Below are 17,740 nucleotides of genomic sequence, written 5' to 3'. Positions count from 1 at the left end.
ACAAACAAGGAATTTCCATGTCTAAGCTTTTTGTTTTACTATTTTTTTTCGTATACTGTAATAGCGCTTACTCTGTTAGTATTATTAGAGATAGTGAAGTGGAAGCGGTAGTTAAGGATCTAGCGCAACCTTTATTTTCTGCTGCGGGTATTGATAATGATAAAATAAAAGTTTTTATAGTTGATGATAGATCGATTAATGCTTTTGTAATTAACAATAATAGCATTTTCATTCATTTAGGGCTTTTACAATATTCGACTGAACCTTATGTCTTACTTGGTATATTAGCACATGAAATTGCTCATATATCTGCTGGTCATGTATTACAAATGAGTAGTGCTATAGGTTATTTTCAATCAATAGCAATGATTAGTTATATGGTAGGATTAGTTTCTAGTATTGTCATTAACCCTCAGGTTGCGAGTGCAATCTTGCTTAGTGGTGTAACGCTTAGTTCAAGGTTGTTTTTTAACTATTCTCAAGAGCAAGAGAGTGTAGCAGATAGCTATGCTTTAAGATACCTAGATGAATCTGGCTATGATAATTTGGGTATGAAAGAGATTTTTGACTATTTTAAGAGTATTGAGCATGAAAACACTGAAGAGTATTTCCGCACTCACCCACTTAGTGATAAGCGTATATTTGCTGTACAGAATTATAAGATTAAAAACAATATAAAACCAATCCTTGCAGATAAATTGCTGAAGTTTGAGCGTATGGTTGCAAAGCTAGACTCTTTCTTTGCTCCTATTCATGTGTTATCTAATAAATATGAAGGTAGTTCTAAGTATGTAAATGCTGTAATTCACTATAGGCAAGGAAAGATAGAAGAGGCTATTACTAAAGTTAATTCATTGATTCAAGAGTCACGCAATGATCCTTATTTATATGAATTAAAAGCGGAGATGTTATACAAAGCTGGAAATTTAAGTGAAGCAATAAAAATGTATGAAGAATCACTTAGATATTTATCTGAGAAGAATAACTATTTAGTGAAACTTGCATTATCTCATACTTTATTGTTATACGGTGACGTAGAGAAGGCAATTTTTTACCTGGAGCAGATTGCAAGCGTAGAAGCAAATAACGCTTTTGTCTGGAAGTATTTAAGTATTGCATATAAACGTAGCGCTGATATGGCAATGTATTACTTTGCTTTGACAAAGAAGGCTTGTATTGAAGGTGATTTAGAGAAATTTATGAAATACGCTGAGGTAGCTGTTAAAACTTTACCGAAAGACAGTCATTATTTGTTACAGATTGAAGACATGAAGGAACAATACACACAAAAATATCCTGATTTTTAAGTTATTTTTCCCCACACTTGCTCAACATACTACCTTGTTTAATGCTATCGGGTATAATTTTCATTATAATCGCTTTGGCACCAAAAAATACACCACAAAACATACCTAGGGCAAAGAGAGCTGGCCATGGCATTCTACCAAATATTGCAAGCAAAGCTGCACCTATTATGACTACAGTCATAAGTGGCCCACCTATTCCCCAAATATAACCAATAATATTGCATATTACTTGGGCAGTTGTATCATCTATATCAGTAGCAGCATTTGCGTAATCTGAAAAAGAGAGAAACAGCACTATACATAAAGCATTAAAAAATTTTTTTATTATATAGCTCATTCTTTTGCCTCCAAGTAATAAACTAGTGTGAATCTAAATTTATATATATTTATTTTAAGGTAAAACTCATAGTTTGTCCATAAATAAGTGTTGCTACATAAATAGCCCACCATTGATGTTAAGCACATGCCCCGTTATATATCTTGCTTCGTCGCTTGCTAAAAACAATACCCCTGCTGCTATTTCTTTCCCTGTTCCCATTCTTTGCATTGGAATATTATCTAATATTTTTTCTTTTTGTTTTTCATTTAAAACTTCAGTCATCTTAGTATCTATAAACCCAGGAGCAATGCAATTTACTGTTACACCGCGACTTGCAACTTCTTTTGCTATAGATTTACTCATGGCTATTATCCCAGCTTTAGAAGCTGCATAATTTGCTTGACCGGCATTGCCTGTTAAACCTACTATTGAGGAAACATTTATAATTCTTCCCCAGCTATTTTTAATTAATTTCCTGCATGCTTCTCTATTTAGTGTAAATGTAGAGCTCAAATTAATATCAATCACCTTTTGCCATGATTCATCTGTCATTCTCAGTAATAAACTGTCTTGTGTAATGCCTGCATTGCATATGAGCCCATCAAAGCCTTTCATCAACTCACTTGCTTTATTTATTAGTTGATTTACCTCTTCAGGATTTGATAAGTCGCAAGGAAGTACATGAATGTTTTTTTCATATTTTTTAGCAACTTCTTCTAGTACTTCTTTTTTTGTGCCAGAGATACATAAAGTTGCTCCGGCTTTATGCATAACCTCTACAATTGCCTGCCCTATTCCGCCTGATGCACCAGTAATCAGAAATTTCCTGTCTTCTAATCCGAACATGATAATTTTTATATTATCCCAGCTCTTAACAGAATATTAAAAGACTTGCAATAGATTTTTTTCATAACTTTCATTTAATAGAAGATTCTTGACAAATCTTGTGTTTATTGGCGAAATTATGGCGGCTGCATGCCTTTTTTTATTTTTTTCTATTCAGCCTAAACACGCTTCGTTTAAGCGTTAGCACATTATCAATTACAGTAATAAAATCAGCACCATGTGGATTCTTTTGCCTTTTTTTGACTGGTAAATTTCTTAACACTTATAGCTAAAGTAATTTAAGAGAGCCAGCGCGTGACTAGTTCTTATTACTTGATCAGTCTTCTGGATCCCAGTGTCTGGGCACTGGGATGACAGGAGTGTGAGATAAGGCTACATTCATACTCCAACAGGAATGACATCATAGAGGTCATTGAGATGACAGGAAAGAATACTTGAATGACAATAGGGACACTAGAATGAAAGGAAAAGAGGCTATTTAATTGTGCTGAATTTTACAAAATTTATTACTCCTGCCTGACAAATTTATTAGAATAGTATGTATAGTATGTTTATTAGTGAAAATCCGAAAAAAATGCAAGAAAAGTTAATATATTACTTTAGCCAAAGCAACTGTGAAGGTAATGCAGCAATGAGAAATCTACTAGGAGGGAAGGGAGCAAATCTGGCAGAGATGTGTAACATTGGCATTCCTGTTCCACTTGGTTTTACAATTTCCACTGCTGTTTGTCAGGCCTATTGTCAAGATAATGAATTGTCTTGTGATCTACGTAACGAGATAAAAAACTACATGGCGATGCTCGAAAGTGACATCGGTTGTAAATTCGGGGATTCAAATAATCCTTTATTAGTTTCCATACGCTCTGGTAGTGTGAATTCAATGCCGGGCATGCTTGATACTATTTTAAATGTTGGTCTAAATGATGAAACCGTTGTTGGGCTTGCAAAAAAAAGTGGCGAACGTTTTGCTTACGATAGCTACTGCCGTTTCATCATGATGTACTCCAATGTTGTACTACAGCTTGATCATCACCTATTTCAAGATGTTATTGATAATGAGCAGCAAAAGAGTGGAGTAAAAAGCTTAGCTGATCTTGATGTTAATGTTTTAAAGAAAATTGTTAATGATTTTAAAGAGATAGTATGTGAGAAAATAGGAAAAAATTTCCCGCAGAACGTTGAAGAGCAATTGTTAAACTCAGTTAATGCAGTATTTGCCTCTTGGAAAAATGATAGGGCTGTTTCCTATAGAAGAATACATAATATTCCTGAAAACCTTGGAACAGCGGTCAACGTGCAAGCAATGGTTTTTGGTAATTTAAATGATAATTCTGCAACCGGCGTGATATTTACACGTAATCCTTCAACTGGAGAAAAAAAGCTTTTTGGTGAGTTTTTAGTTAATGCTCAGGGTGAGGATGTGGTTTCTGGTGTTTATACTCCTATGCCAATTGACGGGGAGCAAGAAAGTACCATGGAGAAGTTGCTACCAAGTGTCTACCGAGAATTATGCGCGGTATGTGAAAAACTTGAAAGTCATAATAAGGACATGCAGGATATCGAATTTACTGTACAGGACGGTAAGTTATGGATTTTGCAGACTAGGTCTGGCAAGCGCACAGCCGAAGCTGCTATTCGCATAATAGTTGATATGGTAAACGAAGGAGTGATTACAAAAGAGGAAGGAATATTGAGAATTGATCCAAAAACTTTTGACAATTTATTGCATCCAGTTCTTGATGTTAAAATCGATCAAGAAGTAATAGGCAAAGGACTGCCAGCTTCTCCAGGTGTTGCTTCTGGATATGTAGTATTCAGTGCAAGTGATGCTAAAAAAGCTGCAGAGCAGGGTAAAAAAGTAATTTTGGTAAGATCAGAGACGAGCCCTGAAGATATTAATGGAATGAATGCTGCAAGTGGAATAGTAACAGCGCGAGGAGGTATGACCTCGCATGCCGCTGTTGTAACTCGTGGAATGGGTAAACCATGCATTTGTAGTCTAAATGGACTTTATATTGATAAAGATGAAAAATTTCTTTCTATAGGGGATATAAAAGTAAATAAAGGTGAATCAATCACCATCAATGGAGGAACAGGAGAGGTTATGCTTGGTATTCTTCCTACAATTTTGCCTGAATTATCTCAAGAATTCAAAACGATAATTAACTGGGTAGATGAAATCAAAACAGTGAAGGTGAGAGCGAATGCTGATACTCCAAAAGATGCAAAAATTGCAAAAGAATTCGGTTCAGAAGGTATAGGATTATGTCGTACAGAACATATGTTTTTTGCTAGTGATAGAATCGAATTCATTCAAAAGTTGATAATAGCTGATGATGAAAATGAAAGGACAAATGCATTAAATAAACTCGAAGAAATGCAAAAGTCTGATTTCAAAGAAATATTTTCTATTATGGAGGGCAGGGAGGTTACTATACGTTTACTTGATCCACCTCTACATGAGTTTTTGCCCCACAATCAATCTATTATAGAGAAAATTGCCAAATCACTGAATAAGTCAGTTGAATCAGTAAAAAATAAAATAGCACAGTTATCAGAAAAAAATCCAATGCTTGGCCATCGAGGTTGTAGACTTGCCATTTCTCATCCTGAAATATATAAAATGCAGATTAGGGCAATACTCAGTGCTGCAAGTGAATTAAGGAAAGAAAAGAAGATAGAAGTGAAACCTGAAATCATGATTCCTTTTATCATGAGCGAGAAAGAGTTTGTTCTGATATGCGAGTTAATAAAGAAAGAAGCCGAAAATTTCGATGTGAACTATTCAATTGGAACGATGATAGAACTGCCAAGAGCAGCACTTATTGCTGACAAACTCGCAAAACACGCAGAATTTTTTAGTTTTGGCACTAATGATTTAACACAAACAACTATGGGACTTTCACGAGATGATTCAGTTAATTTCCTCGATTCTTATAAGGAAAGCAACATATTCAAAAACGATCCCTTTGAGGTGCTAGATGTCGAAGGGGTAGGGGAATTAATCAGAATAGCTATCGAAAGGGGCAAAAAAACCAGAAAAGAAATTAAACTTGGTATATGTGGAGAGCATGGAGCGAATCCACAGTCCATAGAGTTTTTCATCAAATCAGGGGTTGATTATGTGTCATGCTCGCCTTATAGAGTACTGGTTGCAAAATTAGTGGCAGCACAGCTTAGCATAAGTTTGTTGGGTAAATAGCGATAACTAACTGTGCGAACATAGATTCCGCTAACAAGTAGCGGAATGATGATTTTTCAAATTGTCGATAAATCTAAGTCAGTTTAGCTATTTTGCTGCTGCTTTTTCTTTTCTTAATATCTTAAGAAAGATTGACTTTTTGTCTAAAATAATATAGGATAAAATAATAGTGAGTGAGGTAAAAATGTCAATATCAAAAGAACGTAAGGAATATTTACTAGAAAAGTTTAAATATGCTGCCAAAGAATTTGGCAAGTCTGGTACAAAGTCCAATCATCTAGCAGTACCAAAGGAACAGCAACTCTCTATTGATTTAGGTAATAGAAAAGTTTTTGGTATCATAAATAAGATTCTGTATTGGATAGAGAATAATTTTACTTATTTTTTTCCACGATATAATTTGTTTCCAGAAGTTGGAGTTGAAGGAAGAAAAATTCCTGGAACTAATACAAGGGTTAAGTATTTTAACTCTGATGAACAATTTGATCAAAGAAAATTTATTGGCGAGCAAGATGGGGAACTTAAGTTATACAACTTAGAGGGCAAATTATATGATACAACTGATAAAATTAGTAAGGGTAAAAAAGGTTGTGTAGCTTATGTTATCACGCTTGATGGAAAATTAGTAACTCATGAACATATTAATGTTAACAAAAGCGAATGGGCTTATCGTCATTCAACTCTTGCAGGCGGTAAGCCGATTTTATGTTCTGGTTTAATGAAAGTGGTAAATGGTAAAATAACTTATATAGACAATAATAGCGGGCATTATAAACCAGAATCAGCAAACTTATACAATGCAGTGAAAAAGTTAGAAGGTCTATTTTCGAAAGATGCGAAAGTTGTTTGCTTACCATATTGGATTAGCTTGAAAAAACAAATTCCGCTTACACGCAAAATTAATCTAGCCAAACGAGAGCCAGTAGAGGAATTCTTGAAAAGGATGGAGAAAAAAGGGAAAGATGGATTGACTCAATATGAAAGACATTTTGAAAAGATAAAGAAATTTAATGAGCAATATGAACAAAAATTGCTTCTTGCAAACTATAAGTCACCTACAAATGAACTGTCCTACAAACCAACTATACATAAAAAACACAGATTGAAATACTCTGAATATATTAACTTACACCTTAATTTTTTGAAAGAGTTTGATGAAAGTCCTGAAGTGCAAAAAATAGCAATAGAACATTCAATAAGAAGGGTTATTGGAGCAAATTATGGCCATAAGCCTACAGTTGCGCTTGCTAAGGCACAGGTAATAGATAAAGATGGAAAGCTGCAAGAAACGGACGAAATAGTAGGTATAAATGTTGCTTTTCACCATGAGAATGATCGTGATGGCTTTGCTAAACTTCTAGATTTTAAAAAGTATAGCTATATTTGCGAACCTCATTTGCAAGATAAAAAAAATAGAGCAGATATGGAAAAATTAATGCCCAATAAACATACAGTTTTTATGAGTACAGACCAGGCTAATAAATTTATAAAGGGCACTTTACAAATTAAAATTGATAGTGTTGAGCAATTGGGTGTTGGTTTAGTGATGGGCTAAAGCTCTGTTTAAATATATATTTAGTTTTGTTACAATATTCTTATTTTCATCATATAATATGATGGAAATTTTATGCACAACTTTTTTATTTGATTAAAAATTGCATTTTTGCAATAAAAACTTATTTATTGTAAGAAAACTTGCTCATATAAAACTATTTATAGAGTGACAATAGCTGTGTTATACTTACACTTCTGATTCGAAAACTTATGCAGTTATTTCTAACAAGATTGGTCAATAAATTTTACTGTTTAAGGATGAGAAACAAAGTAATCATCGTTTCTGGTATTGCTCTTATTCTACTGTTTTTTATCAACAGTACATTTTTAAAAAAAGATCAGGCGGTTCATAGTGATAATCCAATTAGTAGTTTTTCAGTAAAAACTCAGGATTATACTCCACAAAATCGCACTGTATATTTAAATTTTTCTGGTACGGTAAATCCCTTGCATAGGGTCAGCCTTGTTTCAAGAACAAGTGGTCAAGTTATTGCTATTTATTTGTCTGATGGTGAAAAAGTAAAAAGAGGCGATGTAATTTTAAAGATAGAAGATTATGACAGAGTTGCACAGGTTGAGAAAGCCAAAGCTTTATTAAATCAGCGTGAAATTGAGTATGATTCCTCTCGAAAATTGAATAAAAAAGGCTATGGAGCACAGATAAGAGTGGAATCAGCTTTTACTGCATTGCAGAGTGCAAAAGCTGACCTAAAAAGGCTAGAATTGGATTTAGAAAACACTGCGATTAAATCTCCTATTGATGGTTATATAGATAAGATCAACGTAAATGAAGGGGATTTTGTTAATCTTGGACATAAGATAACTGACATAGTTAATTTTGATCAGGTTCTTGTAGTGTTGTATGTTTCAGAAAATGAAGTAAATAAAATAAAACTGGGTAGTGCAGCGCAAATTAATTTGCTAGACGGAAGGGAATTAGTAGGTGAAGTGAGTTTTATTAGTAAAATTGCTGAGCCTAAAACTGGATCTTATAGAGTGGAGGTCAAGGTAACTGATAATGAAATTATATCCTTGCAAGGACTGACTGCTAGTGTAAGCCTACCTTCAGGTGAAAAATTTGCATATAAAATTCCTTCTTCAGCCTTGAGCTTAAGTGACGATGGTGTTCTTGGAATAAAGATTGTTGATGACAATAATTATGTAGTATTTACACCAATAGAAATTGTTGATCATGAAAACGATGGTGTTTGGGTGGTGGTAAATAACGAAGATAAGCCTATAAAGTTAATAACATTGGGCCATCTATTTGTTAAGCCTGGTGATAAGGTTTAAGACATAACTTCAGTGTCAGTTACTTGAATGACACCGAAGGGGCTACTCGAATGACATTATGAAAGCTGGGATGACAAGAAAGGAAGCACTGGTTTCACATGCACCTAAACAGATACAGTTGAACAGGGGAATGTTCAAAAAAGTGTGTCAAAGCGAATTTTTAGTTCAACTCAATTTTTAACCTATCAGGAAAAAAGATATCAAGTTGAGATATAGTTAGAGCCCAATTAGGCAAAGCCATAGCCCATTTTTGCTCTATCTTTTTTATAGCACAATATACCAATTTGTACAAGGCATTTGTACTGGTAAATGAACCTTTGGTTTTAGTAAATTTTCTGATTTGTCTGTGCAACCCCTCAATTGGATTGGTGGTATAAATTAGCCTTCTAACAGGGCCAGAATACTTAAAATAACTAGACAAATTTTCCCAATTGTTTTGCCACGATTTTATGACTAAAGGATATTTTTCACCCCATTTTTCCTCCAGTTCAAGTAAATAATTTTCGGCGATTTCTCTACTTGTAGCACGGTATATTTTTTTCAAATCATTCATAAAAACTTTTATATCTTTGCTGGATACGTATTTTAGTGAATTTCTTATTTGGTGCACAATGCATAACTGTACCTCAGCATTGGGAAATACGCTATTTATAGCTGTAGGGAAGCTTTTCAGACCGTCAACACAAGCTATCAAAATGTCTTCTACTCCTCTCTCTTTTAAGTCATTTAATACGCCTAGCCAGAAGTTAGCTCCCTCACTTTCTGCTAAGTAAAAACCCAGTACTTCTTTTCTGCCATTTTGGTCTATTCCTAATATATTGTACATGCATTTACTTATGCAATGTCCATTCTCTTTGACCTTAAAAAACATCCCATCCATAAATACTATCGGGTATACTGATTGTAGGGGACGACTCCTCCATTCATTGATTATAGGCAGTAATTTATCTGTAATTCCAGATATCTCTGCTGCAGATATTTTATGGTCATAGATTTCTTCCACATAGGATGCTATATCCCTGTATCCCACACCGCTTGCAAACATGTTCAAGACCTTTGTTTCAAGTTCTGGATGTAAGCTTGTTTGCCTTTTTTTCACTATCTGTGGTTCGAAACTTCCCTCTCTATCTCTTGGTGTCAATAGTTCAAATACTCGTCTTCAAAGTTTTGCCATTCTTTCCGTTTCTTCGATTCTTTTCTTCTCTTTCATTGGATAAATGATGCTCTATTTCACCTTCTAGACTTGCTTCCAGCAGCCTTTTTACAAATGGTGTTAATGCTCCATCTCTCCCCATCAATGGTTTACCTTCCCTTATTGATGACAGTATATTTGCTTCCAGCTCTTTGTAATCTACCAGGCCAGTCGTTCCATTTTCTATTTTGTAACTCATATATCAAACCTCTATTTTTTGTTTCTATTTTATTTTTATTTCTCGGTTTGACACACTTTTTTGAACATTCCCATTAAGTATAAAAGGGGTAGACTAAATAAGTCTGCCCTTCACTTTTTAGTGTTAGGTTACTTAAGCTTATTATAGAAGCTGTCTCAAAGTATCCGTTCAGATGCATGACTAATGTGTAAATATCGAAGCAAAAGTGGTGTCATCCCAGTGCTTGACACTGGGATCCAGTTTTCTTTACCAAAAGTGTTTCATTCTATAACGCAAAATCCATACTTACCAAACCGAATGCATTACTTGCAATCTCGATCCCAGTGTCAAGCACTGGGATGACAGAAAAAGGAGCACTGCCATCATATTGGATAACACCATTTATTTCTATAGCTGTCTTTTCTATCTTATTTTGCCACCCTACTGAACGAATACCTTACGAGAAGTTACTAAGGGTTTTTATTTAGTCTGACTGCATCCTTTACCTTATCTAACAACCCATTAATAAAGCCAATTTTGTTTGGAGCATCAAGTAAATCAGATGCAATGTTAGTATATTCATTAATAACAATTGGTGCTGGTGTATCAAAATCAATTAACTCACATACTGCAACACGCAAAATAGATAAGCTTATAAGATTTAATCGTGAAAGTGACCAGCTTGGGTGTAAATAAGACTCTATTATTTTATCATATTCTTCACTGCTTTTTATAACCTTACATAACAAGTTTTCTAAGAACTGATGTTCAAATTCTTCACATTCAAATATATCTTTCAACGTACTTATGTAGTCCTTAAGTTCACAATTTTCCAATTTAAAAGTGCTTTTGTTGTAACCTACGAAAATATTTGAGTAAGCAACTTGTACAACAAAAAATCTTGCCGTACTTCTTTTTATGCGCCACTTTTTATCTACTGGTTTTTCCTCCATTATTTTAATTTATTGTGTAGATCTATCATATGCAAAACAGTTGAGGCTGCATGGCCACCAACGTTCTTTTTATTTTTGTCAGCTCTAATTAGTGCTTTATCTTTACTATCTGCTGTGATTATTCCCATACCAAGAGGTATTGCATGATGCATAACAATTGCATTTAAGCCTTCGATTACTCCTTTACAAACGTATTTATAATGATCAGTTTCACCACGAATTACACATCCAAGAGCTAAATAACCATCATAATTAGTATTCTTGCCTTTGACCGCAAAAAGAATTGCAGCTGGTATCTCAAACGTACCAGGCGCTTTAATTATCTCGTAACCAATATTATTTCCTTTGAATTTATCAGTTGCACCCTCAAGCAAAAGGTTTGCTATTTCAGTATAATAAACTGAATTAACTATTAGTATTTTCGACATTCATTCCTACTTTTCTTGTTAAAAGCAACTTTATTAATGATTGTTGAACCAGAGTTATAATATTACTAAATATCCAATATATTACCAGGCCGGCAGGAAAAGAAGAAAAAATAAAGACAGAAATGTAAGGTAAAAACTTCATAACATTTACTTGAATATCATCTTTACTGGTTTGATCTTTCTCACTTAGCTTCTGCTGAATTATCATGGTAGCGCCGAAAATTATAGGTAAAATGCCTATAGAAATAGGAAAGTTATAATTAAACAACCCAAATAATGTAAAAATGTTTGTTGGATCAGAAGCTGAAAGATCCTTAATCCATAAATAAAAAGGGGCGTGTCTCATCTCTATAGTAACAAATAATACTTTATACAGAGCAAAAAATACTGGTATTTGTATGAGCATAGGGAAAATGCTCGACATTGGATTTACATTGTTTCTCTTGAACAACGCAATTGTCTCTTTGTGCTGCTTTAAGCTGTCATTTTTGTACAACTCTTTTATACGAGTTAATTCAGGCTGCAGGCTTTTCACCTTGAACATCGAAATATATGATCTATTAGATAAGGGAAGCATCAAAAGTTTGATTACTAAAGTTAGCAATAATATTGCTAAGCCAAAATTTTTCAAAACAAAGTTAAAATATTCAAGCAGTAAAAACACTGGCTTGGTTATAAAATAAAGTACACCAAAATCTACAGCCTTATCAAATAAAGGTATATTAAGAGTGTCTTTATAAGAATCAAGTAAATTCAACTTCTTTGCCCCAGCAAAAAAGTAGTTCAGAGTAGAAACACTTGCACCAGGGAGTATGTGTTTGTAAGGTTTAACAAAATCTACTTGAAACTTATCAATGTTATTAACATTCGTATGCTTAATACTTACATTTATTTGATCAGATTTTTCAGGTATGATAGCTGTAAACCAATATTTATCAGCAAAACCAAACCAACTTTTTTCACTTGTGCTGGCCTTTATTAAACGTTTCTTGGAAATATCCTTATATGTCCACTCCTCTAGTTTATTGTTAAATGCACCTAGTACTCCTTCATGTGATATCCAATAGGATTCGTTAATATTATCACGTTTACGATTGATTTTACCATAGGGAACCAAAACTACATTATCTTTTGTATTGTTTTCAATAATTTGCTCAACTTTAAACATGTAGTTATCGTCAAGGCTAATTTTCATTCTAAATAAAATGCCATTTTCATTATCCCAAAATAAATTGACCTCTTTTTGATTGAGTTTATCTGCTTGCCATACTGTTTTAGAATCTGGAACTTTAATCTTTTCATTCGGATCGAGCCACCCAAATTCTGCGAAATATACATCTTTTGATTCTGCAGGTGACAGTAACACCACTTGTGGAGAAGAAGAACTCGGTTCTAAGTGGTAGTTAGTTAAGATTAAGTCATCAAACCTTGCACCTTTCAGAGAAATTGATCCTTCAAGCATGTTATTGGTTAAATTAACTCTCTGTTCTCTAGTAGAATTAATAATTTCAGAACGATTTTGGTATATCATAGGAGCAAGGTCGTTAGAAGATTCGATATGTTCAATATTTTCAATCGATGGTTGGCTTTGGCTCGTGTTAAGAAAATTATCATAAATAATATGCCATAATACTATAATCAATATAGAAAGAATTGTTGCTAAAATTAAATTTTTTGCTTCTGACATGAAATTAAATCGAACATACCTCCTTAAAGTATATATTAAATATTGTACTAAAACAATAAAATTTACTTATTTTTAATAATAGCTTTTAACGCTAATCTTAAAAATTTACTCTTATGGCTTCAAATTTTAATAATATGAATGCAGCAAAAAATCTAGTTATTTGGCTACTGATAATAGTCATTACTGCAATGTTTATTGATTCACAAGGGGATAAACTAAGCAATAGGTTTCTGAGCACTTTTCTACCGTACAAAGGAAGGGTTCAAAATGGCGGAAGTATCGAATTTACAAAGTCATACGATGGACATTTTTATATTCAAGCTCAAGTCAATGATCGTAATATAACGTTTTTGCTTGATACCGGAGCAACTGATATTGTTCTATCGCAAAAAGATGCGTTACATGCTGGTATTAACTTACAAAACATTCAAGACTTTAAAATATATGAAACTGCAAAAGGTCAAATAAAAGCTGGAGTGGTTCAAATACCTCAAGTTAAAATAGGAAATTTTTTAATTAATGATGTGCACGCTAGTGTTAATACTCACTCTATGTCCCATTCATTACTTGGTATGAGCTTTTTGAGATATTTTCATTTCACTATTAGGGATAACAAGCTAATATTATATCGTAGTTAAACGTTCTATACTCTACTTATCAACGCTCTGCAGGTCAATATAGGAGCAGAGATAAATATTGCGGAACAGGTGCCGATTGCAATGCCAAAAGAAATGATTAAGCAGAAGTCTCTGACCACACCTGTACAAATCAGCACTAAAGGAAGAGCGGCAAGAAGAGTAGTACCTGAAGTTAACATAGCGCGAAATAGAGTCGAATTAATGCTGGCATCAACTACTTCACCTATTTTTGCATTTTTTCCACTTTTTTGATACTCTCGAATCCGATCATATATAACCACTGAGTTATTGATTGAGTAGCCAATTACGGTAAGGAGAGCTGCAACTGATGAAATATTAAACTCAATACTCGTTAAACTGATAAAGCCAAGAGTTAAAATCACATCATGGATCAGTGCCATTATTCCACCAAGTCCACACTGCCAGTTAAATCTAAGCCAAACATAAAAAAATATTCCAATAATTGCAATTAACATGGCTGATATCCCTTCAAATATCTGCGTTGAGCCTATTTGTGGACCAACATAATCTATTTTGCGATAAGTTACTAAATTACCTAATTTGCTCTCTAATATACTTTTAACCTTTTTAATTTTATCTTCATCTCCCTCATCTTTAAACCGCACAACTAAGTTATCACCAGCTTTTGAACTCTGTATCGTAAATCCACTCTCTTTTAATATACCGAGAATAGCATCATCCTTGCTTGAAGATTTTATCTCTATCAAAATTCCACCTGTAAAGTCTATACCCAAATTCATTCCTCGCAGCATAAAAGTAAGCATTGAAAAAATGATAAGAATAACGCTAACAAGTGCTGTCAAATTTCTATATTTACTAAATTTTATATCAAGATTATCTGGAATAAGTCTAATTGCCATATTTCCTACTTAAATTGTGATTTTATATACTTTTTAAGCAATCGACTAGCTATTTTCTCTTAGCTTATACTAATAATGATCTTTGATTTACTTAATCTACTTGAAAAAGATATTTGATCAAAAAAATGAAAACAGCCTGGTTGTCATTAATAAAGTGCTACTTAAACATCTTTTTTAATCGATTGATTTCATCAGCAAATTTTGGGTCAGTTCTTATGAAATTTTCCACTTGTTTGACTGCGTGTATAACAGTAGCATGATCTCTACCACCAAAATTTCTTCCAATATCTGGTAAACTTTTTTGCGTAAACTTCTTTGCGAAATACATAGCTATTTGTCTCGGCCTCGCAAGACTGCGGAGCCTTCTATTAGATTGCATATCTGCAATCTTTATATTGAAAAATTCAGCTATTTTTTTCTGTATTTCTTCTATTGTGATTGACCTATGATTTGACCTAAGAAGATCAATTAGGGTCTCACTAGCTGATTCTACTGTCATGCTTCTTCCAATTAAAGAGGTATGAGCAACCTTATTTAATGCTCCTTCTAGTTCTCTTATATTGGATTTTATATTCCTTGCCAAAAATTCTAGGACATCCTTGGGAACATACATATTCATTCGTTCCACTTTCGCCTGCAATATACCAAGTCTTAATTCAAAAGTTGTTTCATTAATATCTGCAACTAATCCCCAACCAAGTCGTGATTTTATTCTTTCTTCTACTCCATCAAGATCACTAGGAGACCTATCAGCTGATATAACCAATTGTTTATTTTGGTCTATCAATGCATTGAAAGTGTGAAAAAATTCTTCTTGTGTACTATCTTTACCACTGATAAATTGCACATCATCTACCATCAATACATCTACTGATCTAAATTGCTCTTTAAATAACATAATATCTTTGCTCCGCAGCGCCGTAATATATTGATACATAAATTTCTCTGCTGATAAATATACCACTTTTCTTTTTGCTGACGGAGAATTGACTATGTCCCAAGCTATAGCATGCATTAAATGTGTTTTACCAAGTCCCACTCCACCATATAGAAATAAAGGGTTGCTTCCTGATATTGGATCTATAGATTCCGCTACACGCTTTGCCGCTGTAAATGCTAACTCATTTGACTTTCCTACCACAAAATTATCAAAAGTGAATCTGGTATCTAGTGGTGAACCAAGATTATGATTATTTTCCTCTCTATTTTTTAGTATCGTATTAGAATTTGAATTTCTTTCTTCAATTAATTGAATATCAATAGAACATACACTTTGATCTTCGCTTTGCCATAATGACAATATTTTTTCCATGTAGTGAACTGTAATCCACTCCTTTATAAATCTTGTTGGTACAGACAACAAAACTTCTCCATTTCTGTTGCTGATAAATCTTAGTGAACTCAGCCAGCTGTTATATGTTGCTTCTCCATAGAGATTATGGAGATAATTTTGGATTTTTTCCCAAGTAACATTGTGGTCCGTTACTGTAATAATCTGATCAAAAAACATAGTAGAAACCTTAGGGTTAGTTAAGTTCATATACCACACCAAGAAAGAATAATAATCAGAAAGATGCAAGATAATCAATAGCTTACTGCAAGATAAAAAGCTAACACTACTTAATACATATCTAAAATTATGAGGATTTTTTGACGAGTTGTAAAGAGTATAAAAGCACTAAAATTGATCATTTTTTTGAAATAAAAACAATCAATTTGTAAATGTCGCTTGTACCGAGGATTAGAAGTATGTTATTAAAAAATAGTAATATATTATGTATAAATAAGATATTAAATTTACTGATAAATAAGTAAAGTACTTGTATAAATATAGCTGATTTAGTATAAATTTATTGAAGTAAATTTGTGATTATATTAAGTAATTTGAGTCATAATACTGTATTCGGTATTGAACTGGAGTTTTACACTGAGGGAATAAAAAAAGAATATTTATTTCTGAATAGCATCAAAAATAAAATAGCTTCTCTTGGATTTTTTTGTGAGAAAGAGAGTTCTTTAAACCAATACGAGATAAAAAGTGATTGTTATACGAGTCCTGATAATTTAATTATGCATTTTGAGTTAGTAAAAAAATTACTGATTGGAACAGCACAAGAGTTCGATGGTAATGTTTCTTTTAAAGCAAAACCTTATTTGGATAGAGCAGGCAGCGCACTAAATGTACATGTTAGCCTCATGGATTCAAATAATAATAACTTATTTTATGGCAATAAGCAAAAATATAGTGACCACCTGATTCACAGCATAGGTGGATTATGTGCAATGATGAAAAAACATATGTTGTTTTTTGCTCCAAATGATGATTCATATTTAAGATTTCAGTACCCAGATATTCATACTCCAACTACGATTAGTTGGGGAGTGAATAACAGAACTGCTGCGATAAGAATTCCCTATTTTGGCAACGATTCCAAAAGATGCCGCCTAGAGCACCGTGTTCCTGGAGCAGATTGTAACCTTGAAAAAGTACTCACAGCAATAATTGAAGGTATAGTTTTTGGTATAGAGAACAAAATTGCTCCGCCAAATAGAGTGTATGGCATTGCATCTGATCCTCAATATAAGATGGAGAGTTTGATATAGCAACTACCTGTTAAACCCTAACCCATTAAACTCCTTTGAGGTAATTGGCCATTCTAGCACTTTCCTCACATCATTATTTACATTCCCATACTGTAATAGCAAGTCTGCAGCAGATAGTTTCTGCGTACTTTTAGATGATCCAAGCCCTATATTGGTAAGGTTGCTCGGTGGCTGCTCAGGAAGTGGATTACCAAGTGCATCCATGTGTTTAGGTAAAGGTTCCATAACAATATTTGTAGCACTAGAAACAAAATGACTATCTGTAGTATCAGCACTTTTAGAAAGTGAATTACCTTTGAAATCCATATGTTTAGGTAGTCCATTTTTCATTTCTTCTTCTGCTCTTTTATTTTTTAATTCTTCTTCTAGCTCAGTTTCAGTTCTTTTTGGTTCTTTTACGGTATCTTTTTCTTCACCTTCATCAACACTGCTATACCCTTCATCTTCTGACATATCATCAGTTTTAACAGACTTAGCTCCTGCTTTATTAAGCAATGAAAGTAATGCGTAAGTAACTGCAGCAGCAGTAACTATAATGGCTATCTTTGCAGCAATGTGAATCACTGTTAAAAATACTAAAGTTGATGAAGCACCAACCAACCCAGATACGATCACTTTATTCTTGCCTTCTGTCACACTTAAAACTGCTACCATAATA

Annotated in this window: 15 protein-coding genes and 1 pseudogene; 7 read left to right on the top strand and 9 right to left on the bottom strand. The window is 33.5% G+C overall.

Annotation, left to right across the window (positions count from 1 at the left end):
* Positions 1–17 precede the first annotated feature (17 nt).
* A complete protein-coding gene (locus tag ACQH21_RS06645; RefSeq protein WP_425384116.1) occupies positions 18–1,307 on the top strand; it encodes a M48 family metalloprotease in 1,290 nt (429 codons plus the stop codon).
* A 1-nt stretch (position 1,308) separates the two neighbouring features.
* Here ACQH21_RS06645 and ACQH21_RS06640 read toward each other — a convergent pair whose 3' ends face one another.
* On the bottom strand, positions 1,309–1,644 hold the full coding sequence (locus tag ACQH21_RS06640; RefSeq protein ID WP_265041683.1) for a TrbC/VirB2 family protein: 336 nt from the start codon (positions 1,642–1,644) through the stop codon (positions 1,309–1,311).
* A gap of 93 nt (positions 1,645–1,737) precedes the next feature.
* A complete protein-coding gene (gene fabG / locus ACQH21_RS06635; protein ID WP_264375910.1) occupies positions 1,738–2,472 on the bottom strand; it encodes a 3-oxoacyl-[acyl-carrier-protein] reductase in 735 nt (244 codons plus the stop codon).
* Positions 2,473–3,019: 547 nt separating this feature from the next.
* On the opposite strand from fabG, the gene ppdK reads away from it, so the two are divergent.
* From ppdK to ACQH21_RS06620, 3 genes are all read left to right on the top strand, one after another.
* A complete protein-coding gene (gene ppdK / locus ACQH21_RS06630; protein WP_425384115.1) occupies positions 3,020–5,674 on the top strand; it encodes a pyruvate, phosphate dikinase in 2,655 nt (884 codons plus the stop codon).
* 184 nt (positions 5,675–5,858) lie between these two features.
* On the top strand, positions 5,859–7,229 hold the full coding sequence (locus tag ACQH21_RS06625; RefSeq protein ID WP_264375908.1) for a hypothetical protein: 1,371 nt from the start codon (positions 5,859–5,861) through the stop codon (positions 7,227–7,229).
* 257 nt (positions 7,230–7,486) lie between these two features.
* Complete coding sequence (locus ACQH21_RS06620; protein ID WP_264375907.1) at positions 7,487–8,521, top strand: efflux RND transporter periplasmic adaptor subunit; 1,035 nt, start codon at positions 7,487–7,489, stop codon at positions 8,519–8,521.
* A 160-nt stretch (positions 8,522–8,681) separates the two neighbouring features.
* Here the strand turns inward: ACQH21_RS06620 and ACQH21_RS06615 are convergent.
* A pseudogene (locus ACQH21_RS06615) lies at positions 8,682–9,912 on the bottom strand (IS256 family transposase).
* A gap of 338 nt (positions 9,913–10,250) precedes the next feature.
* Here ACQH21_RS06615 and ACQH21_RS06610 point away from each other — a divergent pair.
* Complete coding sequence (locus ACQH21_RS06610) at positions 10,251–10,379, top strand: hypothetical protein (protein WP_425384114.1); 129 nt, start codon at positions 10,251–10,253, stop codon at positions 10,377–10,379.
* Here ACQH21_RS06610 and nusB read toward each other — a convergent pair.
* From nusB to yidC, 3 genes are read right to left on the bottom strand one after another with little or no spacing between them, the layout of a single operon-like run.
* Positions 10,362–10,844: a transcription antitermination factor NusB gene (nusB, locus tag ACQH21_RS06605; protein ID WP_064085381.1), complete on the bottom strand. Its 483-nt coding sequence runs from the start codon at positions 10,842–10,844 to the stop codon at positions 10,362–10,364. The genes ACQH21_RS06610 and nusB overlap by 18 nt on opposite strands.
* Complete coding sequence (locus ACQH21_RS06600; RefSeq protein WP_007302797.1) at positions 10,844–11,272, bottom strand: 6,7-dimethyl-8-ribityllumazine synthase; 429 nt, start codon at positions 11,270–11,272, stop codon at positions 10,844–10,846. The genes nusB and ACQH21_RS06600 overlap by 1 nt, the downstream gene beginning before the upstream one ends.
* Complete coding sequence (gene yidC, locus ACQH21_RS06595) at positions 11,250–12,959, bottom strand: membrane protein insertase YidC (RefSeq protein ID WP_007302796.1); 1,710 nt, start codon at positions 12,957–12,959, stop codon at positions 11,250–11,252. The genes ACQH21_RS06600 and yidC overlap by 23 nt, the downstream gene beginning before the upstream one ends.
* Before the next feature lie 113 nt (positions 12,960–13,072).
* Here yidC and ACQH21_RS06590 point away from each other — a divergent pair, with 113 nt between their 5' ends.
* Entirely contained in the window at positions 13,073–13,597 is a 525-nt protein-coding gene (locus tag ACQH21_RS06590) for a TIGR02281 family clan AA aspartic protease (RefSeq protein WP_010401102.1), read from the top strand.
* 5 nt (positions 13,598–13,602) lie between these two features.
* On the opposite strand, the gene secF is transcribed toward ACQH21_RS06590, so the two are convergent.
* Together secF and dnaA are read right to left on the bottom strand one after the other, a co-directional pair.
* A complete protein-coding gene (gene secF, locus ACQH21_RS06585) occupies positions 13,603–14,478 on the bottom strand; it encodes a protein translocase subunit SecF (RefSeq protein WP_425384113.1) in 876 nt (291 codons plus the stop codon).
* A 157-nt stretch (positions 14,479–14,635) separates the two neighbouring features.
* Positions 14,636–16,018 (bottom strand): chromosomal replication initiator protein DnaA, encoded by a 1,383-nt coding sequence (gene dnaA / locus ACQH21_RS06580; protein ID WP_012481713.1) that lies wholly within the window; start codon positions 16,016–16,018, stop codon positions 14,636–14,638.
* Positions 16,019–16,344: 326 nt separating this feature from the next.
* Between dnaA and ACQH21_RS06575 the strand changes: the two genes are divergently transcribed.
* Positions 16,345–17,082, top strand: a complete 738-nt coding sequence (locus tag ACQH21_RS06575) for a glutamine synthetase (protein ID WP_007302792.1) — start codon at positions 16,345–16,347, stop codon at positions 17,080–17,082.
* Between the two features lie 3 nt (positions 17,083–17,085).
* On the opposite strand, the gene ACQH21_RS06570 is transcribed toward ACQH21_RS06575, so the two are convergent.
* Positions 17,086–17,736 (bottom strand): hypothetical protein, encoded by a 651-nt coding sequence (locus ACQH21_RS06570; RefSeq protein ID WP_425384112.1) that lies wholly within the window; start codon positions 17,734–17,736, stop codon positions 17,086–17,088.
* Positions 17,737–17,740 lie beyond the last annotated feature (4 nt).

The sequence above is a fragment of the Wolbachia endosymbiont (group B) of Eupithecia inturbata genome, from assembly GCF_964030915.1.
Classification (GTDB): domain Bacteria; phylum Pseudomonadota; class Alphaproteobacteria; order Rickettsiales; family Anaplasmataceae; genus Wolbachia.
Note: the sequence above shows the minus strand (reverse complement) of the source record. Positions and strands in the feature narration are given on the sequence as shown.